Origin of the sequence: Sulfurihydrogenibium azorense Az-Fu1 (assembly GCF_000021545.1) — a bacterium.
GTDB lineage: Bacteria > Aquificota > Aquificia > Aquificales > Hydrogenothermaceae > Sulfurihydrogenibium > Sulfurihydrogenibium azorense.
In genome coordinates this window covers 1,333,875-1,359,056 of sequence record NC_012438.1, presented here as the reverse complement: position 1 = coordinate 1,359,056, position 25,182 = coordinate 1,333,875, and the positions used below count along the sequence as shown (strand labels likewise).

Annotated in this window: 27 protein-coding genes; 10 read left to right on the top strand and 17 right to left on the bottom strand. The window is 33.0% G+C overall.

Features of this window, described 5'->3' with window-relative positions:
- Positions 1-852, top strand: a complete 852-nt coding sequence (locus SULAZ_RS07100) for a complex I NDUFA9 subunit family protein (protein WP_012673669.1) — start codon at positions 1-3, stop codon at positions 850-852.
- On the opposite strand, the gene murI is transcribed toward SULAZ_RS07100, so the two are convergent.
- From murI to acs, 12 genes are all read right to left on the bottom strand, one after another.
- Positions 849-1,631 carry a glutamate racemase gene (gene murI / locus SULAZ_RS07095; RefSeq protein WP_012674388.1) on the bottom strand — a complete coding sequence of 261 codons (783 nt, stop codon included), beginning with the start codon at positions 1,629-1,631 and terminating at the stop codon, positions 849-851. The two genes, SULAZ_RS07100 and murI, sit on opposite strands and share 4 nt — an antisense overlap.
- On the bottom strand, positions 1,631-1,990 hold the full coding sequence (rsfS, locus tag SULAZ_RS07090) for a ribosome silencing factor (RefSeq protein ID WP_012673676.1): 360 nt from the start codon (positions 1,988-1,990) through the stop codon (positions 1,631-1,633). Before rsfS ends, murI begins: the two co-directional genes overlap by 1 nt.
- A gap of 8 nt (positions 1,991-1,998) precedes the next feature.
- Positions 1,999-2,925, bottom strand: coding sequence for an outer membrane protein assembly factor BamD (locus tag SULAZ_RS07085; RefSeq protein WP_012674692.1), 927 nt, complete (start codon positions 2,923-2,925; stop codon positions 1,999-2,001).
- A complete protein-coding gene (locus SULAZ_RS07080; protein ID WP_012674303.1) occupies positions 2,922-4,334 on the bottom strand; it encodes an Rne/Rng family ribonuclease in 1,413 nt (470 codons plus the stop codon). Before SULAZ_RS07080 ends, SULAZ_RS07085 begins: the two co-directional genes overlap by 4 nt.
- A 95-nt stretch (positions 4,335-4,429) precedes the next feature.
- Entirely contained in the window at positions 4,430-5,203 is a 774-nt protein-coding gene (locus SULAZ_RS07075) for an ABC transporter ATP-binding protein (protein WP_012675071.1), read from the bottom strand.
- Positions 5,200-6,090 carry a DsbC family protein gene (locus tag SULAZ_RS07070; RefSeq protein ID WP_012674506.1) on the bottom strand — a complete coding sequence of 297 codons (891 nt, stop codon included), beginning with the start codon at positions 6,088-6,090 and terminating at the stop codon, positions 5,200-5,202. Before SULAZ_RS07070 ends, SULAZ_RS07075 begins: the two co-directional genes overlap by 4 nt.
- 85 nt (positions 6,091-6,175) lie before the next feature.
- Positions 6,176-6,790 (bottom strand): 3'-5' exonuclease, encoded by a 615-nt coding sequence (locus SULAZ_RS07065; protein WP_012673565.1) that lies wholly within the window; start codon positions 6,788-6,790, stop codon positions 6,176-6,178.
- Complete coding sequence (locus SULAZ_RS07060) at positions 6,787-8,595, bottom strand: putative nucleotidyltransferase substrate binding domain-containing protein (RefSeq protein ID WP_012674949.1); 1,809 nt, start codon at positions 8,593-8,595, stop codon at positions 6,787-6,789. The genes SULAZ_RS07065 and SULAZ_RS07060 overlap by 4 nt, the downstream gene beginning before the upstream one ends.
- 54 nt (positions 8,596-8,649) lie before the next feature.
- Positions 8,650-10,383, bottom strand: a complete 1,734-nt coding sequence (locus SULAZ_RS07055; protein ID WP_012674211.1) for a cation acetate symporter — start codon at positions 10,381-10,383, stop codon at positions 8,650-8,652.
- Between the two features lies 1 nt (position 10,384).
- Positions 10,385-10,699, bottom strand: a complete 315-nt coding sequence (locus SULAZ_RS07050) for a DUF485 domain-containing protein (protein ID WP_012674806.1) — start codon at positions 10,697-10,699, stop codon at positions 10,385-10,387.
- Between the two features lie 15 nt (positions 10,700-10,714).
- Entirely contained in the window at positions 10,715-12,073 is a 1,359-nt protein-coding gene (locus tag SULAZ_RS07045) for an OprD family outer membrane porin (RefSeq protein WP_012673972.1), read from the bottom strand.
- A gap of 130 nt (positions 12,074-12,203) precedes the next feature.
- A complete protein-coding gene (gene acs, locus SULAZ_RS07040) occupies positions 12,204-14,096 on the bottom strand; it encodes an acetate--CoA ligase (protein ID WP_012673534.1) in 1,893 nt (630 codons plus the stop codon).
- Positions 14,097-14,412: 316 nt separating this feature from the next.
- On the opposite strand from acs, the gene SULAZ_RS07035 reads away from it, so the two are divergent.
- Genes SULAZ_RS07035 through SULAZ_RS07015 form a run of 5 tightly spaced genes read left to right on the top strand, consistent with a single transcriptional unit; the run spans position 14,413 to position 19,110 of the window.
- Entirely contained in the window at positions 14,413-15,369 is a 957-nt protein-coding gene (locus tag SULAZ_RS07035; RefSeq protein WP_012674519.1) for an RluA family pseudouridine synthase, read from the top strand.
- Positions 15,362-16,990 (top strand): lytic transglycosylase domain-containing protein, encoded by a 1,629-nt coding sequence (locus tag SULAZ_RS07030; protein ID WP_012674984.1) that lies wholly within the window; start codon positions 15,362-15,364, stop codon positions 16,988-16,990. The genes SULAZ_RS07035 and SULAZ_RS07030 overlap by 8 nt, the downstream gene beginning before the upstream one ends.
- Before the next feature lie 2 nt (positions 16,991-16,992).
- A complete protein-coding gene (locus SULAZ_RS07025; protein ID WP_012674053.1) occupies positions 16,993-17,625 on the top strand; it encodes a riboflavin synthase in 633 nt (210 codons plus the stop codon).
- 4 nt (positions 17,626-17,629) lie between these two features.
- The gene (locus SULAZ_RS07020; RefSeq protein ID WP_228357444.1) at positions 17,630-18,760 is read left to right on the top strand and encodes a potassium channel family protein; all 1,131 of its coding nucleotides are present in this window, start codon (positions 17,630-17,632) and stop codon (positions 18,758-18,760) included.
- Complete coding sequence (locus SULAZ_RS07015) at positions 18,757-19,110, top strand: DUF6394 family protein (protein WP_012674328.1); 354 nt, start codon at positions 18,757-18,759, stop codon at positions 19,108-19,110. Before SULAZ_RS07020 ends, SULAZ_RS07015 begins: the two co-directional genes overlap by 4 nt.
- Here SULAZ_RS07015 and lptB read toward each other — a convergent pair.
- Genes lptB through SULAZ_RS06990 form a run of 5 tightly spaced genes read right to left on the bottom strand, consistent with a single transcriptional unit; the run spans position 19,107 to position 22,264 of the window.
- Entirely contained in the window at positions 19,107-19,838 is a 732-nt protein-coding gene (gene lptB / locus SULAZ_RS07010; protein WP_012673853.1) for an LPS export ABC transporter ATP-binding protein, read from the bottom strand. The two genes, SULAZ_RS07015 and lptB, sit on opposite strands and share 4 nt — an antisense overlap.
- Before the next feature lie 5 nt (positions 19,839-19,843).
- Positions 19,844-20,836 (bottom strand): DNA polymerase III subunit delta, encoded by a 993-nt coding sequence (gene holA / locus SULAZ_RS07005; protein WP_012673628.1) that lies wholly within the window; start codon positions 20,834-20,836, stop codon positions 19,844-19,846.
- Positions 20,833-21,315 (bottom strand): hypothetical protein, encoded by a 483-nt coding sequence (locus tag SULAZ_RS07000; RefSeq protein ID WP_012674104.1) that lies wholly within the window; start codon positions 21,313-21,315, stop codon positions 20,833-20,835. Before SULAZ_RS07000 ends, holA begins: the two co-directional genes overlap by 4 nt.
- A complete protein-coding gene (gene coaD, locus SULAZ_RS06995) occupies positions 21,300-21,800 on the bottom strand; it encodes a pantetheine-phosphate adenylyltransferase (protein WP_012675091.1) in 501 nt (166 codons plus the stop codon). The genes SULAZ_RS07000 and coaD overlap by 16 nt, the downstream gene beginning before the upstream one ends.
- Entirely contained in the window at positions 21,797-22,264 is a 468-nt protein-coding gene (locus tag SULAZ_RS06990; protein ID WP_041676149.1) for an RsmD family RNA methyltransferase, read from the bottom strand. Before SULAZ_RS06990 ends, coaD begins: the two co-directional genes overlap by 4 nt.
- 65 nt (positions 22,265-22,329) lie before the next feature.
- Here SULAZ_RS06990 and SULAZ_RS06985 point away from each other — a divergent pair, with 65 nt between their 5' ends.
- From SULAZ_RS06985 to SULAZ_RS09145, 4 genes are read left to right on the top strand one after another with little or no spacing between them, the layout of a single operon-like run.
- The gene (locus SULAZ_RS06985) at positions 22,330-22,899 is read left to right on the top strand and encodes a UbiX family flavin prenyltransferase (protein WP_012675124.1); all 570 of its coding nucleotides are present in this window, start codon (positions 22,330-22,332) and stop codon (positions 22,897-22,899) included.
- A 2-nt stretch (positions 22,900-22,901) separates the two neighbouring features.
- The gene (locus SULAZ_RS06980; protein ID WP_012675126.1) at positions 22,902-23,795 is read left to right on the top strand and encodes a tyrosine-type recombinase/integrase; all 894 of its coding nucleotides are present in this window, start codon (positions 22,902-22,904) and stop codon (positions 23,793-23,795) included.
- A 9-nt stretch (positions 23,796-23,804) separates the two neighbouring features.
- Entirely contained in the window at positions 23,805-24,044 is a 240-nt protein-coding gene (locus SULAZ_RS06975) for a hypothetical protein (RefSeq protein ID WP_012674365.1), read from the top strand.
- Positions 24,025-25,140 (top strand): HAD-IC family P-type ATPase, encoded by a 1,116-nt coding sequence (locus SULAZ_RS09145; RefSeq protein ID WP_012674964.1) that lies wholly within the window; start codon positions 24,025-24,027, stop codon positions 25,138-25,140. Before SULAZ_RS06975 ends, SULAZ_RS09145 begins: the two co-directional genes overlap by 20 nt.
- Positions 25,141-25,182: the final 42 nt, after the last annotated feature.

The window sequence follows — 25,182 nt, the reverse complement described above, 5'->3', positions numbered from 1 at the left end:
ATGAAGGTTTTAATCTATGGTTCTACTGGATTTGTAGGAAGGTATGTTGTAAGGCAGCTGATTGGTAAAGTGGAGCTTTTTTTAGCTGCGAGAAATGAAAGTAAAGCAAAGAGCATTTTTGGAGATTCTGTAAAAGCTGTAAAATTCAATGATAAAATTGAGAATCCTATTTTTGAAGTTAATCCGGATGTTGTTATAAATCTTATAGGCATTTTAAAAGAGAGTGGAAATAACACTTTTGAGTATACTCACTATGAAATACCAAAAAGACTTATAGATGCTTCAAAAAATTTAAACGCTAAAAAGTTTATTCAGATGTCAGCCTTAGGAGCTGATATAAATTCAAAAAGTATGTATCAAAAAACCAAAGCAATGGCAGAGGAGTACTTAATATCCAGTGGTCTTAATTATGTAATATTTAGACCTTCAATAATACTTGGAAAAGAGCAGAAACTGTTTGAAGATTTTAAAAAGTACAGTAAAATAGCACCTTTTTTCTTAGCACCTTATGATGCAAAAGTCCAGCCTGTTAATGTTTACGATGTAGCAGAGTGTTTTGAAAAAGCAACTTTAACAGAAATAAAAAATGAGATTTTTGAGCTTTGCGGTAATAAAGTAATAAACTACAAAGAGTTATTTGAGTTTGCATTAAAATACTTAAACATAAAAAGACCTGTTATACCTGTTCCAAAGAAAGCATTTTTATTTATGATACCAGTATTTTCTTTAATGCCAGACCCTATAATGACTTTAGACCAGTATTATATGCTACAAGAGGATAACGTTTGTAGCGGAAAGTATAAAGGTGTAAAAGATTTACTTGGAAATGTAAGAGATGCCTTTGTTTTTTAGAGGGAGCATAAATCAGACAGTTCTATCTTTTCTGTTTTTACATCTCCTATTAGCATTTTTTTGAAATTATCAAATGCGTGGGACTCATCTGTAATAAATACTTTTCTAACTCCATTTCCGTTAAATGTTAAATTTAAATTTTTTATATGGTCAACTATCGCTATAGAAGAGTCAACTATATTAAGATGTGGATAGAGAGATTTAATAGTGTTTTTTAAAAGGGGATAGTGGGTACATCCAAGTATAAGGGTATCTATACCTTTCTCTATCAACTCTTGTAGATACTCTTTCACTGTTAACCTTGCTACTTCGTTATCAATCCAACCTTCTTCTACCAGTGGCACAAACAAAGGACAAGGCTTTTGATAGATTTCTAACGAGTTGTCTAAATTTTTCAGCTCATTTACATAGGATTGACTTTTAACAGTTGCAACTGTACCTATCACTCCAACTTTTTTGTTTTTTGTATACCTTATAGCAGCTTCAGCCCCGGGTTTTACAACGCCTATTATAGGAATAGGTAGGATTTTTTTTAATGTTTCTATTGCATAAGAAGAGGCTGTATTACAGGCTATTATTAAAAGGTCTACGTTAAAGTTGTGGTAAAGGTATGTAGCACATTCAATGGAGTATCTTATTATCGTTTCTTTGGATTTATTTCCGTAAGGGACTCTTGCAGTATCACCTAAGTAGTAGATATCTGCCTTTGGAAAGTTTTCTGCAACTTCTTTAAATACTGTTAAGCCACCTATTCCAGAATCAAATATTCCAATAGACATTAACTTTCCGCAGCTTTATAATCTAATTCAACCCTTGGGGCGTCTGACCACAACCATTCAAGTTTGTAGTAGTCTCTTATCTCTGGTAAAAATATATTTACCATAATATCTCCATAGTCTATAGCTATCCACCTTCCTTCGTTATAACCTTCTAAATGTTGTGGTATCACACCATACTCTTTTAATCCTGCTATAATGTTATCACATATAGCTCTGGTATGAACTGGAACACTTCCAGATAAAATAATCATATAATCTGCAATCGGAGATACTTTACCTATCTCTAAAGCAACTATATCTTCTCCTTTTTTCTCTTCTGCTTTTTCTACAATCTTTTTTAAAATTTCCAACGTTTCCATCTCACCTCTTAGAATTGAAGTTTTTTTAATAAATTTTGCAATTTGCTTTCATTTTCAAGATTTTTGACTTGTTGTTTGTAAGGAGATTCAGGGAATGCCTTATCAAATGATGCAATTAACTCCTTTGCTTTTTCTTTTGAGTTGTTTATTCTTTCTATAAGATTGTTAAGCTGTTCTTCTAAAAGCTTTTTTCTGTTTATTAAAACATTTTTAGCTTCTAAGTCTTTCTCTTGGTCTATCTTTTTTTCTAACTCTTTTATCTGCTTCTTATACTTTTCAATTTCTTGGGTGTACTGGTACTGAGAGTTTACTAAGTTGTAAGCAAGTTTGTATATTACGTAATCTTTCTGTATGTAATCTTTATACTTACTGTAAGCTTCCTCGTAGTATACGGCGGCTGAGTATGGTTTTCCGTACTTTTCATAAGTTTCTGCTATATAGAGTGTATGTTTTGCTTTTATTTCGTTTACTTTTTTGATTATCTCTTTTGCAGCTGCAACGTATTTACTGTCTGGATAATTATCTATTATCTCTTGAGCTTTTTCTTCTGCTTTGTTTACATAGGTTAAGTCTCTTTTGTAATCTGGAGAAACAAATAAGTAAGACATGGCTAGTTTGTAAAGAGCTTCTGGGATTTTAGGTGAAGTAGGGAAAAGGGCTATAAACTCTTCAAACTCAACGATAGCATCTACGTACTCTTCCCTGTTATAGTAAGAGTCTGCCAAAGCAAATCTTGCTTCCATAAGCTGTGCAGGTGTAAGACCTTCTGACTTAAATATTGCATTTTTTAACTCTTCTTTTGCTTTTTTGTAATCTCCTTTTTGGTATAGAGTTAAACCTTTTGATAACTTTTCTTGACCTACGTAAACTTCTGTTTTGCTACCGCAAGAAAACATAAAAGCCGATAAAATGCCTAAAAAAACAATTTTCTTCATAATACTTTTTCAACCTCAAATTTATCTATGTGCATTTTATTATTATACTCTATTTCTACAAACTCTTTAAGGTTTAAACTTTCTAAGAGTTGATTCACTCCACTTGATAACTTAGGGTTTATCATAAGTTTTAACTTTACAAATGGTTTGGCTTTAAGAAGTGTTTTTTCAAGTTCAAAAAGTAATATATCTTCAGATCTTATATAACCTTTTCCATAGCATGTTTGGCAGGATTGGGAGAGTTGTTTTACTATACTTTCTTCTAACTTTTTTCTTGATAGTTCTACTAAACCAAGTTGGGTTAATCCTTTTATTTTTACTGGTCTTTTGTCTTTTTTAAATTCTTCTTTTAACAATTCAAGTAGTTTTTCTTTGTGTTCTTTCTCTGTCATGTCTATAAAGTCTATTATTATTATTCCTGCCAAATCTCTCAGTCTTATCTGTCTTACTATCTCTTTTACAGCTTCTGTGTTTATTTTAAATGCTGTTTCTTCAAGGTTTTTTTGTTTATTACAGCTTCCGCTGTTTACGTCTATTACAACCAATGCTTCTGTCTCTTGTATAACAAGGTAAGACCCGCTTTTTAGGTATGCGTAAGGTGAAAGTATTTTATTTATCAACTTATCTATACCGTATGCAAAGTATAAAGACTCTTTTCTTTTTCTGTAGGGTGTGATTTTTATACTGTTGTTTGGGAAGTTGTTATTTAAAAACTCTTTTATCTGTTTTAAAAGTTTTATATCGTCAGATATTATCTCTGAGAAGTTTGCTGCGTAGTCTCTTATTATTGTAAAAGCTTTGAAGGGTTCTTCGTAAATAATGGCAGGAGCTTTCTTTTTTTCGGCTTCTTTTTGGATATTACTCCATAACTCCTTTAAAAATTTAAAATCTTCTATTATCTCTTGATCTGTGGCGTTTATTGCGGAAGTTCTTATTATTATTCCGTAGTTATCAGGGTTAATATCTTTTATAAGGTTAGTTATACGACTTTTTAAAGACTCTCTTACATCTTGGTCTTCGTATTTTGATGATATTGATACTTTCCCTTTATTTTGTGGGAGCAAAACTAAAAATTTTCCCGGTAAAGAGAGTTTACAGGACAGCTTTGCACCTTTGGTACTTACAGGAGACCTTTTTACTTGAACAAGTATTACAGAGCCTTTCTTTATGTTTTTACATTCTTCTTCACATATATCTTTACTGGGTAAAAAGGCTTCTTTATCCTCTCCTATATCTACAAAGTAAGCTTCCATTGCGGAGCTGTAGGACAAAACTTTTCCTTTGTATATGCTACCTGTTTGTTTTGATATTTCTATATCTTCAATTTTAAGTTCAACAGGAACGTTATCTTCTAATATAAGATAAAAAATTTTTTTTGTTCCTGTTGTAATGACTAACTTTCTATCCAAATGTTTTACTCCGTAAGCAATAATAACAAAAACGTTTATAATTTTAGCATAAACATACAAGATTTAGGTGATGTAGTTTTTATTAAACGGTGAGTTTACAGATAGACTCTCGATGATAGGAGTTTTTTAGTATAGTCTGATTTTGGGTTATCAAATATCTGGTAAACATCGCCCTCTTCCATAATCTCTCCTTTATACATTACAACAACTCTATCAGCTATCTGGGCAACCACTCCAAGGTCATGGGTTATAAACAGTATTCCGATATTGTAGGTTTGTTTTAAGTCTTGAAAAAGAGATAAAATTCCAGCTGCCGTTGTAACGTCCAGAGCCGTTGTTGGTTCATCTGCTAAAATATACTTAGGTTTGTTTACAACAGCTGCAGCTATTACAACCCTTTGTTTTAAACCACCTGATAACTCGTGGGGATACTGGTAGAATCTTCTTTCAGGGTCTGGAATTTTAACAGCTTCCATCGTTTCTAAAACTATATCTTTTGCTTCTTTGTAAGATACATCTTTATGGGCTAACACAGTTTCTAGTATCTGGTCTCCTACGGTTAGTAAAGGGTTTAAAACTGCCGATGGCTCTTGAAATACCATCGATACTGTACTACCTCTTAATCTTCTCATATCTTCCTTTGATAAATCTTTTATATTTTTCTCGTCTATAAATATATTTCCTTCTACTGTTGCATAAGAAGGCAGAAGACCCATTATAGCATTACAACTTACACTTTTTCCTGAGCCAGACTCTCCCACTATTGCTAAAATCTCACCTTGATTTAGATGAAAGGAGACTCCCTTTAGAGCCTCCACTGTTTGATTATCGAGAGAAAACTTTACTTTTAAATTTTCAACTTTTATCACTTTAAAATGTCTATAAGTTTGTTTAAAGTTTCGGCTGGTATTGCACCGGATACTGCGATACCTTTATTTGGGAAAACTATTGTAGGAGTTCCATTTATACTTACTGATTGAGCGTACTGAAGATTTTTATCTATTATTCCTCTACCAGCTGTACAAGGCTTATCTATAGAAGACAGTCCCGATTCATCTCCTTTTGCTACACTGTCAAAAGATTTGTTAAGTATGTTTTGTTTAGAGTTGTTGTCTTTTTGACACTCTATATTTTCTGATATACCTCTTGCATGTTTATGGAACGGTAGAGGGTACAGCACCATCTCAAATCTAACATCTTTTCTATCTTTTAGGATTTTTTCTATCTCTTTATGCAGCTTTGCACAGAAAGGACACTGTGGGTCTGTAAATACGTAGACTACAATATTACCATTACCGTAGGTAATGTTAGATTTAGGTAAATTTTTTGTGTCAACAAAGTTTATAAGGTCTATTAATCCTTCTTTTTTCAGCATTTCAACTTTGTCTTTACCTAAAAGCTTTGCTAATTTAACCTCTTTCTCAGAGTTGGCTTGAGATTGGAGCTGTTGGAATCTTTCTCTTGTAAGACTTACTTTTTTGTTTACATCTATAATTTCACCGTTTACTAAGTACTTTAAATTACAATCAACGTATATAGGTACTTTTTTATTTCCTGTTTCTATTATAACTTCGTAAAGTCCTGATATAGGCGAATCGGACACACTTACAACTTTTGCGTTTCCTAAAATTCCGGATAATGCTTTTTCTACTTGAGCAGCACTTACTTTACTACTTCCACCACCAAGACAACTTTCAGCTGCAAAAACAGTTGTTCCTGCAAACATCAATCCAGCTATAAACATTTTTAACTTCATTAATTTCTCTCCTTCTGGTTAAATTTTATCACTTTATATTATATATTTTCTTTTAATTTTTTTGTGTAAATATTTTGTAAATTTGTTAATTTTTTGACTTCAACTTTAAAAAAATAAGTCCGGTCATGATGGCATCGTTTAAGGCGTCGTGTTTTCCAAAAGATGGAATTTTTAGGCCTTTTAGGATAGAATCAAACCTTAAATCTACAAATCCCTGTGGTATTGTACCTATCTTGTAATCGTAGTACATTCCGGATACTTCTATTTTTTTGTTTGGAAGAGGTATTCCTATGATTTTTTTTGTATACTTGTTTATCATTGCTACATCAAAATCTATGTAATATCCAACAAGAGGTCTACTACCTATAAATCTTAAAAAGTCCTTTATAGCTTTTTCTATGGGAATGCCGTTTTCAAGGTCTTTTTTCCTAAGTCCGTGTATCTTTATCGTTTCTTCATTTATTTCTCTTTCTGGTTTTACTACTGTGTAAAATCTATCATTTAAAAGGATTCTGTTTTGTTTTATCTTTACAGCTCCGATGGAGAGAATGTCGTCTGTTTTTGGGTTTAAGCCTGTTGTTTCTGTGTCAAAGACTACGTACTCATCTTCTGGTGGGTCATCAAAAAGAAATAGGAACTCATTGTCTTTAAGTTTTTTCTTTAAAAATTCTTTTTTTAGGCGTTTTAATAAATTTATCATCTTAAGTAGTTTAGTTTATAGTGGTTTGTTATAAAATCTTTAAATTTGTTTACAACTTTAAAAGACTCTTTTAATAAATCTTTTTCATAGTTTGTTAGAGAGTTTACATTTATATAATCGTCGGGTTGTTTTTTCATCTCTATCTTTTTAAGTCTTTCTCTAAGTCTTAAAGTTAGCATAAATTCTAACGACTCTATTAATTCTCTGCCAAAATCTTTATTTATTACATTTAAATTAACCAGTTCTTTTATACGGTTAAATGTGTTTGTTTGAGTTATTCTATTCTCAACAGCTAAAGACCTAACACCATGAATGATAGGGAATATACCACCTTTTTTTATGTCTAACTCTCCTTTGTGTTCTCCTTTTTCTGTCTCAAATCCACCAAAAAAGTTTAAAGGTGTTTTAAAGTTTATAGTTGGTAATGCAAACCAAGATAGAAATGTTTTGTTGTCTGAGATGTTTTCAAAAATGTACTCTCTAAGTTTTTCTGCCAGTTCTATCTTTCCTTCAATAGGTCTTAAGTCTATGAGTATTGCAAGGTTTAGCATGTTTTCTGGGGTTATGTTGTTTATATACTCAAAAATAGATTCCTTAAACTCTTTTAAAGTTTTTCTCCATTGTGGATTTGTAAGCATTACGTTTCCTTTACACTCTGGATAACCTAACGTTTTGAGAGCTTCTATAAAGTTTTTTGAAAAGTTTTCTAAAACTTCTTTATCAAACTCAAAATTATCAGACAGAATTAAACCGTTATCTTGGTCTGTTTTGAGTATCTGCTCTTGTCTGCCTTCACTTCCCATAACTATTAAGCAAGTGTTTTCTCTTATACTCTCGTCTGCGAGAAGACTGAATAATTTTTTAAATATTTTTTCGTTTATCTCTGATACAAATTTCATTATATGACGGGTTCTTATTCCTTCTTTATGAAGAAGTTTTACTGTGTTTATCATTGAGTCTGATATGACTTTTAATTCTTCCACTGATTTTGCTCTTTCTACCTGTAGTGCTAAAAACTGAGGTTGGTTTGAGTACTGGGTTAGTATATCTACTTCGTTTAAAACTCCGATTATTTGGTTGTTTTCATCTTTAATTACAACTCTTTTTATGTTGTGTTTTATCATTGTTATTATTGCATCAAATAAGAAAGTATCTGGGTTTACACTTATAATGTTTTTGTTTGCTATATCTCCTATAGGGTCTTCTACATTTTTTTTGGAAAGAATAACTTTTTTTCTTAAGTCTGAGTCTGTTACTATGCCGTAGGTATCTGAGTATTTAACTATTATACTTAAAGCCTTTTCTTCGGTCATCTTTTTTACAGCTTCGTAGATAGAAGAGCTACTTTCAACTATCAAAGGTTTTTGATACTTTATATCTTTAACTTTTGAGAATAGATAAGGATTTTCTGAAGCTATGGAAGAAAGTTTCTCTTTTGTAGATTTTTTAAAGTACCTTGCAAAATCAGGATTTTCAGAGATTAGCTTTAGTAGTATGGTTGATGGAAATCTGTAGAGTATACACTCTTCTACAGTAATAAACTGGTTTTCGTTTTGACCTATTATTGATAGATAATCAAAACTGTCTTTCTCTCCAAAATAATTTAATTCATTTCCTGCTAAATCCTTTTCAACTACCGACCCTTTTAGAATGATATAGTAAAAATCCGGAAGGTTTAATACTGTTTGATTTGGCTTTAGATACACTATCTCTGTGTTATCTATAATCTCGTTTAGCTGTGAATCTGTCAGTAGCTCAAAAGGATAGCATGTTTTTAAAAAAAGCTTGATATCTGCTATACTCATCTCTAATCTCCTTGATTTTTAAAAAGGAGGCTTAAAAGCCCCCTTTACTTGGCATTAGTGATGGACAGCTCCTTCTGCACCTATTCCGGTTTGAGACCTGATATACTGAGGTTCAAAGCCTTCTCTGTCTTCTTTAGCTCTTTCGGAGTTGTCAAGTTTGGATATTAGTATTGTTAAAACAAATGTAGTGAGCATTGAGAATAATGCGGGGTTTTTAAGCTTTATTATTGGCTCTGGATTTTTAAATACATCAACCCATACAGTAGGAGATATAACGATTAATACTAAAGCAACAACTAATCCAGCTAAACCACCCCAGAATGCACCTCTTGTAGTAAGGTTTTTCCAGTATATAGATAAAAGAAGTATCGGGAAGTTTACTGATGCAGCAATAGCAAACGCCAGTCCAACCATAAACGCTACGTTTTGTTTTTCAAAGATTATACCTAAGATTATTGCTAGTATACCGATTACAAAAGTTGCTATTCTTGAAACTTTCATCTCTTTTTGTTCATCTTTTTCTTTTGCTATAACGTTTGCATACAGGTCGTGGGATAAAGTAGAAGCTCCAGCTAAAGTTAGTCCAGAAACAACTGCCAATATAGTAGCAAATGCAACTGCTGATATGAATCCCATGAATGCTGATCCACCTACAGCTTCTGCAAGATGGATAGCTGTCATGTTATCTCCACCGATTAACGCTTTTTTATCTCCTATCAAGTTTTTAGTTTCGTCTGTAGCACTAACTATTTTTGTTATTCCATCAACAACAATCTGTTTTGCGTTTTGGAAATACTCAGGATGGTTTACAAATAAAGCAATAGCTCCAAAACCTATGATGAAAGTAAGTATATAGAAGTAGCCTATAAATCCTGTTGCAAAGAATACTGACTTTCTTGCTTCTTTTGCGTTTGGTACTGTAAAGAATCTCATTAGTATGTGAGGTAGTCCTGCCGTTCCAAACATTAGAGCAAGTCCTAAAGATATAGCGTTTAACGGGTCTGATACGAGTCCACCCGGAGCCATAATAGCTTCACCTTTTGCATGAACCTTGGTAGCTGTTGAAAATAGTGATTCAAAACTAAATCCAAAGTGTAGAAGAACCATAAACGCCATAAAGGATGCACCACCAAGGAGTAAAACAGCTTTTACGATCTGAATCCAAGTAGTTGCAAGCATCCCACCAAACGCAACGTAAGTTATCATTAAAGCACCTACTACTATAACAGCTGTAGAGTAAGGTAGTCCAAATAAAAGCTGTATTAATTTACCTGCACCAACCATCTGAGCGATAAGGTAAAAAGTAACAACTGATAAAGAACCGATAGCAGCAAGGATTCTTATTCTTCTTTGTTCAAGTCTAAAGGAAGTGACATCGGCAAAAGTGTACTTTCCAAGGTTTCTAAGTGGCTCAGAAAGTAAGAACATAACTATAGGCCAGCCTACTAAGAAACCAATTGAGTATAAAAGTCCATCGTATCCTGACGTGTAAACAAGTCCTGCGATACCCAAGAAAGAAGCTGCTGACATGTAGTCTCCAGCTATTGCAAGACCATTTTGAAATCCAGTGATACCACCACCAGCTGTGTAAAAATCCTTTGCAGTTCTTGTTCTCTTAGCTGCCCAGTATGTAATACCTAAAGTAGCTACAACAAAAAGTATAAACATTGTAATGGCAGTCATATTAACAGCCTGTTTTTGAACGTTTCCATCAACACTACCAGCTGCAAATGCTATTGAAACTATAACAAAACTTAAAAACCAAAATAAAAGTCCCCTTTTTGTCATGTTAAACCTCCTTTAAGTATTTTTTCTTTATTTTTTCTGAGAGTTCATCGTAATCTTTGTTTGCAATGTAGACGTATACTCCAGTTAATAAGAAAGATAAGACGATAACACCAATACCAATAGGTATACCGATTGTTACAACACCTTCTCCAATTTTTTGAGCTAAAAATTCTTTGTTAAAGGCAACCAGTAGGATAAATCCAAAGTAGATTATCAGCTCTAACGCTGTAAGAATAACCATTACCCTGTTTCTTTCTGATACTAACTTTTGAAAGTCAGGGTCGTTTTTTATTTTTTCAATAAGACTTCTGTCCATAACGCTTACCTCCTATTAAAAGTTGTAGTTTGCTATTAATCTATACTCTGTAAAGTTTTGTCCTGGGACAAAGTTCCAAGTGTATATTCCCCTTGCTCTTACCTCTAAATTTTTGATTAATCTACACTTCCAAGTTAGATCCCAGTTTGTCTCGCTTGCATCGTGGGTTGTTAAAGCATATTTTGCCTTACTTCCAACATTAAAGTAAGAGTAAGCTAAGTGTAGGTTTAAGCCTTTTATTATGTCAAAGCTTGTCCCAACTTTCCAAGCAGTTGTGTCTGCTACGTATCCAAGTCTTGTAACTGTACCTTGTACAAATCCTGGTGTTCCACCCCAAGGAGTGATAAGTCCACCATTTAACACTTTATCTGTATCACTACCTGTTGTAGAGTATGCTGCATAAAGATTAAAGTTTTGAACTACAGAAGTTGGAATATTAAAGTTAATTTTTGCTCCAAAAAGGTTTGCTCCAACTTCTTTACCAAAAACTTTTTTAACATTATCTCCAACGTTTGTTTCGTTTATATACTGGGCTGATACTGTAGTTTTTATATTAGATAAATTTAAAGTGTAATCACCTTGGAGATATAAGATGTTCATCATATCCCAAGCGTAGTAGTCCCAAGCTTGAAGTTTTAAATTAGGTATTCCTTCGTAAATCGCAGCTAAGACTGTTACTCCAGCGTTAGACTTTCCTATAGCCTGTTTACCCATATTCATAAAGTTTCCTGTGTCGTATTTAGCTAATCCTTGATTTAGACTTGAGTATCCTCCGCAACCATAACCTGATTGTATTCCAAGGTAACTACATGCTGAATAGGCGTTTGCAAATGTTCCATAAGCCATATTCCAGAAGTGAGCACCTATTAAGGTTGTTTTAGGTAGGTCTTTATTTGTAATTACGATACCTTCAAAGAGGTTTGGAAGCATCCTTGCATCATCCATACCTGCCATAGGTGTGTTTATTTCCTGTCTTCCTATTTTTACATTGGTATTTTTGTAAGAGTAATTAAGATAAAGTTGACCTATGTAAGTAACACCTTTTCTATCTTTACCGAATAAAGATGGATCCATATGTAAGTTTGGAGTCCCGTTACCATTAGTTCTATTTGGGTTTATTGCGTTAGTTGTGTAAGCCATAATACCAAACTTTAAGCCGTTGACAGCTGCTGTCTCAAATCCAAACTTACCACCGATTGCAAAAGCTGAACGGTCATTTTTTGAGAACGCAGTGTTGTAATCCCTATCAATGTAGAAAGCTCTAAACTGACCCATAATCTTACTTTCTTTGAAAGCAGACTCAAGGTCGTTTGCTGCAAATACCTGAGTTGAGCCTACTGCCAAAATTGCCGACAGTGCCAAAATCTTTTTCATCGTTTAACCTCCTAATAAAGTAGTTTTATTAAAACATCGTTATATTCTTATATTTATAACACTGTTATATTTACTTTTTTCAAGCAATAAAAAAACCTCTCCAAAATGGAGAGGTTATCTATAAAAAAACTTACTCTTCTAAAGTAGAAGTGTCTCCAATTTCAAGGCCTAACTCTCTTGCTTTTAAAAGTCTTCTCATTATTTTTCCACTTCTTGTTTTTGGTAGTTTATCTACAAATTCTATCTCGTCCGGAACAGCTATAGGTCCAAGTACTTCTCTTACTGTGTCTTTTATTCTCTCTTTTAGCTCTTCTGATGGTTGGTATCCTTCTTTTAAGATTACGAACGCTTTTATAGATTCTCCTTTTATCTCGTTTGGTTTTCCTATTACAGCTGCTTCTGTAACGGCATGATTTTCAACTATTGCTGACTCTACTTCTGCAGTTCCTATTCTGTGTCCTGCAACGCTTAAAACGTCATCAGCTCTACCAACAACCATTATATAACCTTCTTCATCTATAGCTGCAAGGTCTCCAGCTGAGTAGTATCCTGGTATTTCATTCCAGTACTTTTCATATCTTTCGGGCTCTCCCCAGCAAGTTCTAAGCATAGAAGGCCAAGGATTTTTTATAACAAGGTGTCCTACTTGGTTTGGTGGCATAGGATTTCCTTGCTTATCAACAACTGCAACCTCTATTCCAAACATTGGCTTTCCTGCTTTTCCCGGTTTTGCTGGGTAAGATGGAACTGTTGTTATCATATGAGCTCCTGTCTCTGTTTGCCACCATGTATCAACTATTACAGCTTTTCCTCTTCCTATGTTTTTGTAGTACCAAAGCCAAGCTTCAGGGTTTATAGGCTCTCCTACAGACCCTAAAACTTTTAAAGATGATAAATCATACTTAGCAGGTATCTCGTCTCCAAATCTCATAAGCATTCTTATGGCTGTTGGAGCTGTGTAGAATACATTAACGCCGTACTTCTCAACGTACTCCCACCATATTCCAGGATGAGGGTATACAGGTACTCCTTCCATCATTATAGAAGTCACACCGTTTGCTAGTGGTCCGTACACTATGTAACTATGTCCTGTAATCCAGCCTACGTCTGCAGTACACCAGTAAATATCATTTTCTTTTAAGTCAAACACGTATTTAGAGGTCATATAAGTATTAACCATGTATCCACCAGTTGTGTGTAAAACACCTTTTGGTTTACCTGTTGTTCCTGATGTGTAAAGGATAAATAGGGGGTCTTCTGCGTCTTGGATTTCAGGAGGACAGTCTTTAGAAGAATTTTTAATTAATTTGTAAAAATCAACAACATTATGTTCCTCGTACTCTTCAGACAATTCGTTATCTCTATCCCAGAGTATTACTTTTTCAACAAAATCTAAATCTTTTATAGCTTCTTTTACAGTTGGGAATAAAGGTATTTTTTTACCTCTTCTTTTTGTGTAAGTTGCAGTTATAACAGCTTTTGCTTTTGCATCATCTATTCTTATCTTTAATGCTCCTTCACTAAATCCAGCAAAAACTACACTGTGTATAGCACCAATTCTTGCACATGCAAGCATGGCAATAGCAGCTTCTACAGTGTTTGGCATATATATAGAGACCCTATCACCTTTTTTAATACCTAAAGACTTTAAACCGTTGGCAAGTCTGCTTACTAAGTCTAAAAGTTCTCCATAGGTAACTTTTTTTTCGTTTCCTTCCTCATCTATAGATATAAAAGCTACCTTGTTTCTTTTTCCATTTTTTACATGTCTATCGATACAGTTGTAAGTGATGTTTGTTTTTCCATTTATAAACCATTTTGCGTAAGGGTAGTTCCACTCTAAAACTTTATCCCACTTTTGAAACCACTCTAACTCTTCTGCAATTTTACTGTAAAAACCTTCTCTATCCTCAATCGACTGTTTGTAGAGAGATTCGTAATCCTTAATCCAAGCTTGCTCCACTATTTCTTGTGGTGGATAGTACTTTTCATCTACCTTTAAAAGTAAATCAGCCTTTTCCATGTTAACCTCCTTTATAACGTGGTTTTATTATTAAAAATAAAACAGTATTTTACTGAAAATACTTTTAATGTCAAATTTTTAGTAAAAAATAAAACATTGTTTGATTAATAAAATTCTAATATTTTTATATTGGGTAGAATAGATGATGATAAATAAGCAATTTTTAATATAACATTGTTTTATTGCATATTTTTTATGCAGTATTTTTAGAATAGATTTAAATATGGAACTTTATTTTAATTATGTAAGTATATGAAAAATAATAATTTTTGTAAAAGGTTTGAAAAATACTTAGTTCTTGGATAAAATGTAAGTGATGGAAGAAATTCTAACATTTAAGGTAAATGAAGAGTATGCAGGTTTGAGATTAGACCAGTTCTTAGCAAAAGTCTACCCAGAGTACTCTCGCTCTTACTATCAAGACCTAATAGAAAAAGGCTTTATATTAAAAGAAGACAAACCAATTAAAAAGCCTTCTTTGAAAGTAAAGGTTGGAGAGAGTTATACAGTAATTATCCCTCCACCACAACCTTTAGAAGTAGTCCCAGAAAATATACCATTAAAAGTGTACTATGAAGATGAAGACCTTGCCGTTGTTTACAAACCACCGGGCATGGTAGTCCATCCTTCTGTGGGACATACAAGTGGAACTCTTGTAAATGCTCTGTTATACCATTTTAAAAATGTGTCTACATACCAAGGAAAAGAAAGGGCTGGAATAGTCCACAGACTTGATAAAGATACGGCAGGATTAATAATAGTTGCAAAATCAGAATTTACCCATAAAGAATTACAAAAAATGTTTCAAAATAGGGAGATAGATAAAAGGTATAAAGCAATAGTAGTAGGTATTGTAAAGAAAGACCACGGTATAATAGATTTACCTATTGGAAGGTCTATATACGATAGGCAAAAAATGGGAACAGTAGCAACAAATCTAAGAGATGCCCTAACGGAGTACTGGGTTGAAAAAAGATGGGAAAAACATAATCTTACAATGGTTGATATAAAACTTCATACAGGAAGAACGCACCAAATAAGAGTCCATTTCTCAGCCATAGGACATCCACTTTTAAACGACCAAGTTTACGGATTTAAAAAAAGTAAGTTAGGCTCAAGTTTAGCTGTAGAGTTATCAAACATTCTTAATTACCACGCACTGGTTGCTTACAGTTTAACCTTTAAACATCCACGAACCAATAAAGATTTACATATACAGTTAGAGAAACTTCCAGAACCAATTCCCTATATTATTGAGAAGTTAGATGGTTAAAAAATTAATTTTATCAATACTTTTTACGGTAGTTTTTGCTTTTGCAGACTACAACCAACTTTTAGACCTTTACAAATCAGATTTTGACAAAATAGACTTAAATAACGCATACTCAGTTATTACTGAGAACAAAAACTATGCTTTAAGTAGTTATGTAGCTGTAAAAATAGCTTCATTTTTGTATTACAGTGGAGATTTAGAAAAGGCAGAAAAGTTTATAGACCAAGTAAATAAAAGAGCTTTTTTAAAAGAGGACTATCCATTTTACCTTTACATCTACTCAAAATTAAAAAATGACAAACAAACTTTAAAAGAGCTTGCAACTGGTTTAACTCACACGTACTACGGCTACAAAGCATACTTAGAACTATACCCTTACCTTTCAGAAGAGGACAAAGAAAAAGCAGTGGAAACCTGTATAAAAAACAAACATTACGAAAAAGCCAAATACTTAGTTTATACTTTAGAAGACCAAAACGCAGTTAACTACTTTCTTTTAAGACTAACGAGAGATATATCCTACTTTTTAAACATAAGTCAAGATAGTCCTTACTTTGAAAAAGCCTTAAAGGTAGCTGCAAACTTAAGTAAAGAGTATGAAAATACTTACATAAACTACCTTCTTGAAAAAAAACAACTTGATAAATTAAGAGAGTTTTTAACTCAAAGGGCAAGTAAAGAATTTTACAGACAAAATTACAACTTGTTTTTGTTTTACGTAGAAACCTTAAAAACTTACTTTCAAACACTACCAGAAGACTTGATTTGGCTAATGTTTTTGTATCACTACACTCAAGGAGATTATACACAAGCAACCTATTACTTAAACCAGTATAAAAATTACTCAAAAGACCCTTACCAGATACTTTACTGGGAGTCTCTACTACAAGGGACTCAGTTAACTCCGCCTAAAGAGAAGCTGAAGGTAGAAGAGATTACACCTTACTTAGCACTTATTTACTACAAAAGTAAAATTAAACCAAATATTCTCAAAAACAGAAGATGCTCTTTAGAGCCAGACAGTACAGCTTTAATAATAAAACAATTAAAAGATAAAGATTATAAACTTGCCTACATTGAAGGAAATTACTATATTAAAACTAATCCCTGTGAAAAACTTTACAATGTAATGCCAGAGATTGCAGTAAAGTGTTTCGGTCAAAACTCTTTATGTAGTTATGTAAAACCTTTTTCAAGAATAGAAGATAAAAATATGGAGAATATAGTTTACGCTGTTATAAAACAGGAGAGTTTTTTTGACCCTTACGCTATATCTTGGTCTAACGCTGTTGGACTTACCCAGTTTATTCCAAAAACCGCTAAGTGGACTGCAGAAAATTTAAAGATTGAAAACTTTGATATTACAGACCTCTTTAATCCCGATTTAGGTGTAAAGTTTTCCATGTGGTATTTAAACAGGCTTATCAGTATGTTTGACGGAGAACTTGTTTACGTTTTTGCATCTTACAACTCTGGAGAAGGAGCTGTAAAAAGGTTTATAGAAAACAGAAGACCAAAAGACTTAGCAGAGTTTATAGAGCTGTACCCTTACGATGAGACAAGGGATTACGTTAAAAAAGTTTTAAGAAACTATGTTATATACGATGCTCTGGAGGAGTGAAAATGTTTACAGGATTGATTGAAGAAGTTGGAAAGGTAAAAAGTGTTATAAAAAATTCTGATGGTATGAGGTTGGTTGTAAGTTGCAGAAAAGTATTAGATGGGACTGTTTTAGGAGATAGTATATCAGTAAACGGCGTTTGTTTAACGGTTGTAGATATGGATAAAGAAAGTGCAAGTTTTGATGTGTCTCAAGAGACTATAAAAAGAAGTAATTTTTCCTTTTTAAAAACAGGAGACTATGTAAACCTTGAAAGGTCTTTAACTCCCCAGTCTAGACTGGGAGGACATATAGTCCAAGGACACGTTGATACAACTGGAAGTATAGTTTCTAAAACTTCCCTTGGAAGCCATACAAACTTTAAAATATCTTTTTCTCCTGAGTATAAAAATCTTGTAATAGAAAAAGGGTCTATTGCAATAGATGGGATAAGTTTGACTGTAAACTATATAAATGAAAATATCATAGACTTAAACATTATACCCCATACCCTTGAAAACACAAACCTTAAATACAGAAAAGTGGGAGATGTTGTAAACATAGAGTTTGATATTCTTGGAAAGTATGTTGCCAAAATGATAGGAAAGTGGTATGATAAAGATGAAAAGTTAAAAAATTTACTTGAAAATTGGTAAAAAGTTGAAAGATAAAAAAATCCCACACTACGGAAAAGTAAAGCCTATAAACTACAGGTACATCTACGAAGAGAAGTTTTACGATGTTTTAGGTCAGCTCAAACTTCCTTTAATGATAGTTATATTTGTGACTACAATCGGAACGTTGATGTTTATGATAGTGAACAATAAATCAGATGGGGAAAGTGTAGTAAACTTCTTTTTCCATACAGTAATATCAATCTCAACTATAGGGTATACTGAGCCTTACACTGAAAATGTTATACTAAACAGATTTTTATCTAGTATTTTTATAATGTTTGCCTTTCCTTTGGGTTATATGTACGGTCTGGTTAAAACAATTCAAGTTTTGACTACAAGCAATCTTGAAACTATATACAGATACTGGAGGATGTACAAGGAGATGGAAAAAATAAAAGACCACTTTATAATAACACCTTTTAATGAGATAACAAAAGAAATAATCAAAGACTTTAAAAAAAGAAAAATACCATTTATTTTGATTGAACCTGATAAGAGTAAAGAAGAGGAGATAAGAGCATACAATATTGACTATTTCGTTTTTGATGAGCCTCATAAAAGGGCTGTTTTACTTGGATGTTTTATAGAAAGGGCAAGGGGATTAATAACAGCTTTTGAAGAAAACACTCAAGATTTAGCAGTAATAGTGACAGCAAGACTTATAAAACCAGAAAAAGATAGTTTCTACATCTTTGCAACTGCAACAACAGAAGGGTCATCAGAAAAGATGAAGCTCCTTGGAGCCAACGAAGTCATTGTTCCACAACAAACAATAGGTAAAAGGATAGTATCGTTAGTACTACATCCACCTTCTCCTTTAGTTTCAAACTTTTTAAATAAAATAGCTTTTGGGGAGAGAACAGACATAGACATTACAGAAATTTATGTAGATGAAAACGCTTGGATAGTAGGAAAAGCTTTAAAAGATATACATTTGAGAAAAAATACTCAAACAACAGTTGTGGCAATAGTTAAACCGGATGGAACAATGGAGATAGCTCCAAGTGGAGATTCTGTTATCAAGGCAGGATATACTTTACTTTTACTTGGAAAACCTTCAAACGTAGAAAAAGCCAAGCAGTACATAAATAATCCACAGGAGGTTCAAAGTTGATAAATTGGGGTAAGGTTTGGTCAGATTTTTTTATATTTCTTGCACTAACTTCAAATGTTGGTTTTATCTTTAGTCATGACCCTTATCAGTTGGTTGTTGCTATTGGTGTAAATCTTATAGCAACCGTTTTAAAGTTTGGTGCCAAAAAAATCCTATCGGCAGAGTTACTTGCAACTGCTTTAGTTGCAGACCTTCATCTTATTCCTGCAGCAATTTTATACTTTTCAAACGTTCACGTAGATTTGGCAATAGGTCTTGCTATAGGAGCTGCTGTTGCAAACATAATCTCTATAATCTTGCTATTTATAGAGATGGTTATGGAGTATAGAAAACAAGAGGATAACTACTAAATTAAAACGAAGTCTTCTCCCAAGAAGACTTTTCTTACTTCTTCGTTTTCTACGATTTCTTGAGGTGTTCCTTCTGCTATTACTTTACCGTGGGCTATTATGTAAGCTCTGTCTGTTATTTTTAGTGTTTCTCTTACGTTGTGGTCTGTGATTATAACACCTATCTCTTTCTCCACCAAAGACTTTATAAGAGAGTTTATCTCCTTTACTGAAACAGGGTCAACTCCTGCAAACGGTTCATCTAAAAGTAAAAAAGAAGGGTTTGTTATGAGACTTCTGGCTATTTCTAACCTTCTTCTCTCTCCTCCGGAAAGAGTTGATGCCTTCTGGTCTTTTAGATGGAGGATATGAAACTCTTCTAAAAGGTCTTTTGCTTTTCTCTCCCTTTCAGATGGAGAGATATCTTGAAATTCTAAAAACATCATTAGATTTTCCCAAACAGTTAAATCTCTAAATATAGAAGACTCTTGAGGTAGAAAACTTATACCTTTTTTTGCCCTTTTATATACTGGTAGATTTGTTATATCTTCACCGTTTAATACTACATTTCCCCTGTCTGGTTTTAAGAAACCTAAAAGACACTTAAAGGTAGTAGTTTTTCCAGCTCCGTTTGGTCCAAGGAGTCCTACTATCTCTCCTTCCTCTGCGTAAAGAGATACTCCTGCTACTACAGTTCTACCTTTAAAACTTTTTTCAATGTTTTTAAGCTCAAGTTTTGATTTTTCCATAGTGATTATTTTACCAGATTTTTAACTACAAACTCTGTTAACTTCTCTATAGGGTCTTGAAAGAAAACTTTTTGCTGTATCTCTAATGTGTATAAACCTTTTATTAATTTTTCAAGGTCTTCTTCTTTTAATACTTTTAATATATTTAAAATGTTTGATTTCTGTATGGGAGCTGTTATCCCAACTGTTTTGAATGCTTCTTCTTGGTCTATACCTTTTTCAATCAAAGATTTAAAATAAAGAGTTTTTTCAAGTTGATATAAAATCAGACTTTGTATCTCAAAAGGGTGAGACCCATTTTCAATTAAGTTTAAAAGAGTTTTTAAAGCTGTTTTATCTTTCTTGAAAAATTGGGTTAAAAAGACAAACACGTTATCTTCAAACTTTGGTGTTATTACTGCATCTATATCTTCTTTTGTGATGGTGTCTTTGTCAGCTGTATATAGAAGTAGTTTTTCAATCTCGTTTTTGGCTAATGTAAGGTCATTGTTAAGTAGAGATACAAGATACTTTAAATCTTCTTCTGATATCTTTTTACTCTCTCTTGATAGTTTATTTTTTATAGATGTGTAAAATGCGGAAGGTGTAAGTTTAGTTGACACTAAAATATCGGCTAAAGTTGTTATAGTTTTGTAAGGTTCTGTAGAAGGTATTTTTTCAAAAGAGCATACCATTATAAATCTTGTAGGTAAGTTGACTTTTTTTAACGTTTCTAAAAATAGCTTTATCTCATCTTTCTTTAGATTACTTACAAACTCATCAAAATTTTTAACGATAATGGTCTTCTCTGTTTGGAATAATGACTTTGTTCCAAGTTCATTTAAAAGAGTTTTAAAGTCAAGACTGTCTCCCCAAAAGACTGTTGAGGCAGTTGTAGACTTAACTTTTTCTAAAAAAAGACTTTTTGTTAACTCTTCGTTGCCGTATATAAGTATTAGTGGTTTTAAGTTTGATAAGTTATACTCTTTTAAAAGTTGCTGTATCTTTATCTCGTTCATGGCTCTGACAGTATTGAAAGTACTCTTACTTTAATCAATTTTCCAAGTTCTTCAAATGCATACCTCTTTTCAAAGTCAGACCTTAACCCTGTTCCTACGTACTGGGTTTTTTCTCTAATAGTTTTATCTTTTAAGATGTTTCCTTTTAGGTCTTCTAACTTAACGTTTATATTCATCTCAACTGCGTAAACGTTAGCTCTTTGGGATGGTGAGTATCCTATAGTGTAAAATCTTACACTGTTTAACGTTATATAAAGGTTGTAGTTAGTTTTTTCTCCACATTCAAGTTTATTTCCTGATTGTAAAACTCCATCACTTATATTCTTATAGAGGATATCCTTTAATGTAGGTTCTGGAGTATTTACAACTAAGTCTTTAAAACAAATTACCTTTTTTTCTTTTGGTTTGTAAGTGTTGTAATCCTTAACTGTACAACCAGCTAAAACAAAGGTTAATAAAAGGGTTAAGAGTTTTTCCATAGTGTCTTTACCTTCTCTTCTAACATACTTTTTACAAAGGGAGTAACCATACTACTTATATCTCCACCATGTATTGCCACATCTTTTACTATCGAGGAACTTATGTGTATAAGTTCTTGTTGTGGCATCATAAAAAATGTCTCTACTTTGTCTAATTTGTAGTTTGTCATGGCTATCTGAAGTTCATACTCAAAATCTGTAAAAAGTCTCACACCTCTTATTATAATCTTTGTGTTGTATTTTCTTGCAAAGTCGACAAGTAAACCGGAGAATCCTTCTACTATAACTCTTCCTTTGTACTTACTTACGGCATCTTGGAACATCTTTATCCTTTCTTCAAGAGAAAAAAATGGCTCTTTCTTGGGGTTTTCTGCAATCGCTACCACAACCGTCTCAAATATGTTAAGTGCCCTGTCAACTATGTCAAGATGGCCAAAGTGAACAGGGTCAAATGTTCCTGGATATACACATACCTTTGTTGTCATTCCTTTCTCCAGAAAGATATTACAGTATCTCCGTACTTTCTACTTTCTAAAAAGTAATCAGGTAGAATACCACTTAAGTCGTTGTTTGACCTATGCTCTACTATCAAGATTCCACCTTCTTTTAAAGCTTCAAATGATAGCTGTATAAGTTTATCATAAAACTTGTAATCGTAAGGAGGATCAGCAAAGATTATATCAAAAGAGTTAGCTGTTTTTAAAAACTTTAAAGCATCTGAAACTACAAATTTGGCATTTTGGTAATTTTTTGCTTTTTTCTTTATATTCTCTACTCTTTTTCTCTCTATATCAACAAAAACAACAGACTTTCCACCTTTTTCCAGAGCCTTTAATCCTACCTGTCCTGTTCCAGCAAAAAGGTCTAAAAAATCCTTACCTTTAACAGAGTAAAGTATGTTAAAAATAGCCTGTAATACTAAGTTAGATGTTGGTCTTAAATCTCTCATATAAGATATGATAACATAAAAAAGGGGGCTTATAAGCTTTTCCAATTTGTGTTATCATATGAGTTATGAAAAAGTTTGTTGTCTGTATAACTGGAGCAAGTGGTTTTATATACGGTAAAAGGTTGGTGGAAGAGCTATCTAAAAATCACTTTGTCCACCTTGTTGTATCAAATGCAGCTTACATTGTAATGGAAAAAGAAGAAGGTATTACTAAATCTGATTTTTTAAAAAGTTTAAACCAAAATGTAGAAGTTATATCAAACCAAAACATAGGAGCTTCTGTATCAAGTGGGTCGTACTTAACTAAAACCCAAGGTGTGATAGTGGCTCCCTGCTCTATGGATACACTGGCAGCAGTAGCAAACGGAGTAAGTTCTAACCTTATCCAGAGAGTCTGTGATGTTGCACTAAAGGAAAGAAAAAAACTTTTACTTCTTGTTAGAGAGATGCCATTTTCTCTTATTCACATTGAGAATATGAGAAAAGTTATGCTCGCAGGTGGTATAGTAGCCTCTGCATCTCCGGGATTTTACAATAAACCAAAGACAGTAGATGATATGGTAAACTTTGTTATAGGAAAAGTTTTAGATATTTTTGAAGTAGAACATAACCTTTACAAAAGGTGGGAAGGTTAGAGATGAAGCTGTCTGAGTGCTGTGAGCTTTTTCTGTCTTACATAGCGGATAAATCTCCAAACACAATAAAAAATTACAGTGTAGACCTAAACCAGTTTATAAAAATAGTAGGAGATAAAGAAGTAGAACTTGTTTCAAAATCAGACATTGCAAAGTTTCGTATGGTTTTACAATCCCAAAAAAAGAAATCTTCTACAATAGCAAGGAAGTTAGCTACTTTAAACTCACTTTACCAATACCTTATAGACTTAGAGCTTGTAAAGGTATCACCTATCACAAAATCCCACAGACCTAAAATCTCCCAGCGGATACCCTCTTCTCTCTCAAACGAAGAGATTAAGACCCTTTTAAAAAACATAGATAACCTTCAGGACAAAGCTATCGTAGTACTTCTTTTAACAACAGGGCTTAGGTCTTCTGAACTTCTCAACATAAAAAAGTCAAACATTTTAATAGAAAGACAAAACCAGACATTTTCTGTTGATAAAGTTATAGAAGAAGGATTAAAAGAGGATGATATAGCCTACATAAGAGTTGTAGGAAAAGGAGATAAAGAGAGAGAAGTTCCAATTACAGGTAAGCCTTTACAAATACTTGTAGAATACCTAAAAGAAGTAAATCATTACATAGACAGTAAAACACCAATATTTCCTATCTCATACCACACACTTTGGAGAAAAATTAAAGATATTGGTAAAAAAATTGCCACATCCTTGCACCCACATAAACTACGACATACAGCTGCAACGGTAGCCTTGGCATCAGGTGCAGAATTGAGAGTAATACAGGAACTTTTAGGACATGCTTCACCTATTACAACGGCAAGGTACGCAAAAGTAGGTCAAAAACAACTTTTAAAAGCAACAAAAGCCTTATCTGAAAATATTGATTTATGAGGTGATAAAATGGATATTCTAAACCTTATTTTAAAGGTAGAAGAAAAAAATCCATTAGATATTTCAGACTTAAAACAGTGCGACCCTTACTCTTCATTTGGTGTTTTTTGCAATGCAAACTCATTTATTGAAGGTATCATTATCATAATAGGAGTAGCCTTGATGTTTGGAGCGAGTATGTGGTTTGTAAAGAAAAATCAAGAAAATGTCCAAAGAGGAAAGAAAAACGATGAAAGTAATGCACAGTAAAACAATTGAAGAAGCCTTAGAAGAACTTAAATCTTCAATAAACGGGATATCTACTCAAGAAGCAGAAAAAAGGTTAAAGATTTATGGTAAAAACAAAATAGAGTTAGAAGAAGAAAGTACATTAAAGATATTTATAAGACAGTTTACAAATCCTTTAATCCTCATACTTATACTTGCATCATTTATAGCTCTTTATCTGGGAGATTTAAAAGATTTTTACTTTATCGTAGGTATTGTTTTTGTCAATGGTCTTATAGGTTTCTATCAAGAGTACAAAGCAAAAACAAAAATAAAAGACCTTCTACAGTTATCAATACCCAAAGTAGAAGTTTTAAGAGATGGGAAGGTTGTTGAGCTGTCTTCTGAAGATATTACTGTAGGGGATATAATTATTCTTAGAGAAGGTGATGTTATCCCTGCAGATGTTAGATTTATAGAAACAAACAATCTTTTAGTAGATGAATCCCTTCTTACAGGAGAGTCTATACCAGTAGAAAAACATGCAGAAAAAGTTTTACCTGAAGATACACCTATATACGAGAGAGAAAATATAGGGTACGGTGGAACTTACGTTGTTAAAGGTGTAGCAAAGGCTGTTGTTTTTGCCGTTGGGCTAAACACAGAGATGGGTAGAATATACACCAAATTAAAGATTAAAGAGAGAGAAACGCCTCTAACAAGGTCAATAAGGTCATTCTCAAAAAGATTAATAATTACACTTGTACTTATTCTATCGTTTATCTTTGTTATAGGATTAATTCAAGGCAGAGAGTTAAAAACCCTTGTTATGCTTATAATAGCTCAACTTGTTTCTTCTGTCCCCGAAGGACTTCCTGTAGTGATTACTATAGCTTTAGTAGTTGGAGCTATAACACTCTATAAAAAGAAAACTCTTATTAGACAGCTTCCTGCAGTTGAATCCCTTGGAAGTGCAACCTTTATCTGTACCGATAAAACAGGGACGATAACAGAGAATAAGTTAAAAGTCGAAAAGGTATACTCCTTAGATAATGAGATTATTCCATTGGTTTTTGCTTTGTGTAATGATTCGGAGATAGAAAAGGGAGATCCTATAGAGACTGCAATGTTAAAGTGACTTAAAGATAACGGTTATGACTATGTAGATATAAGAGGAAAA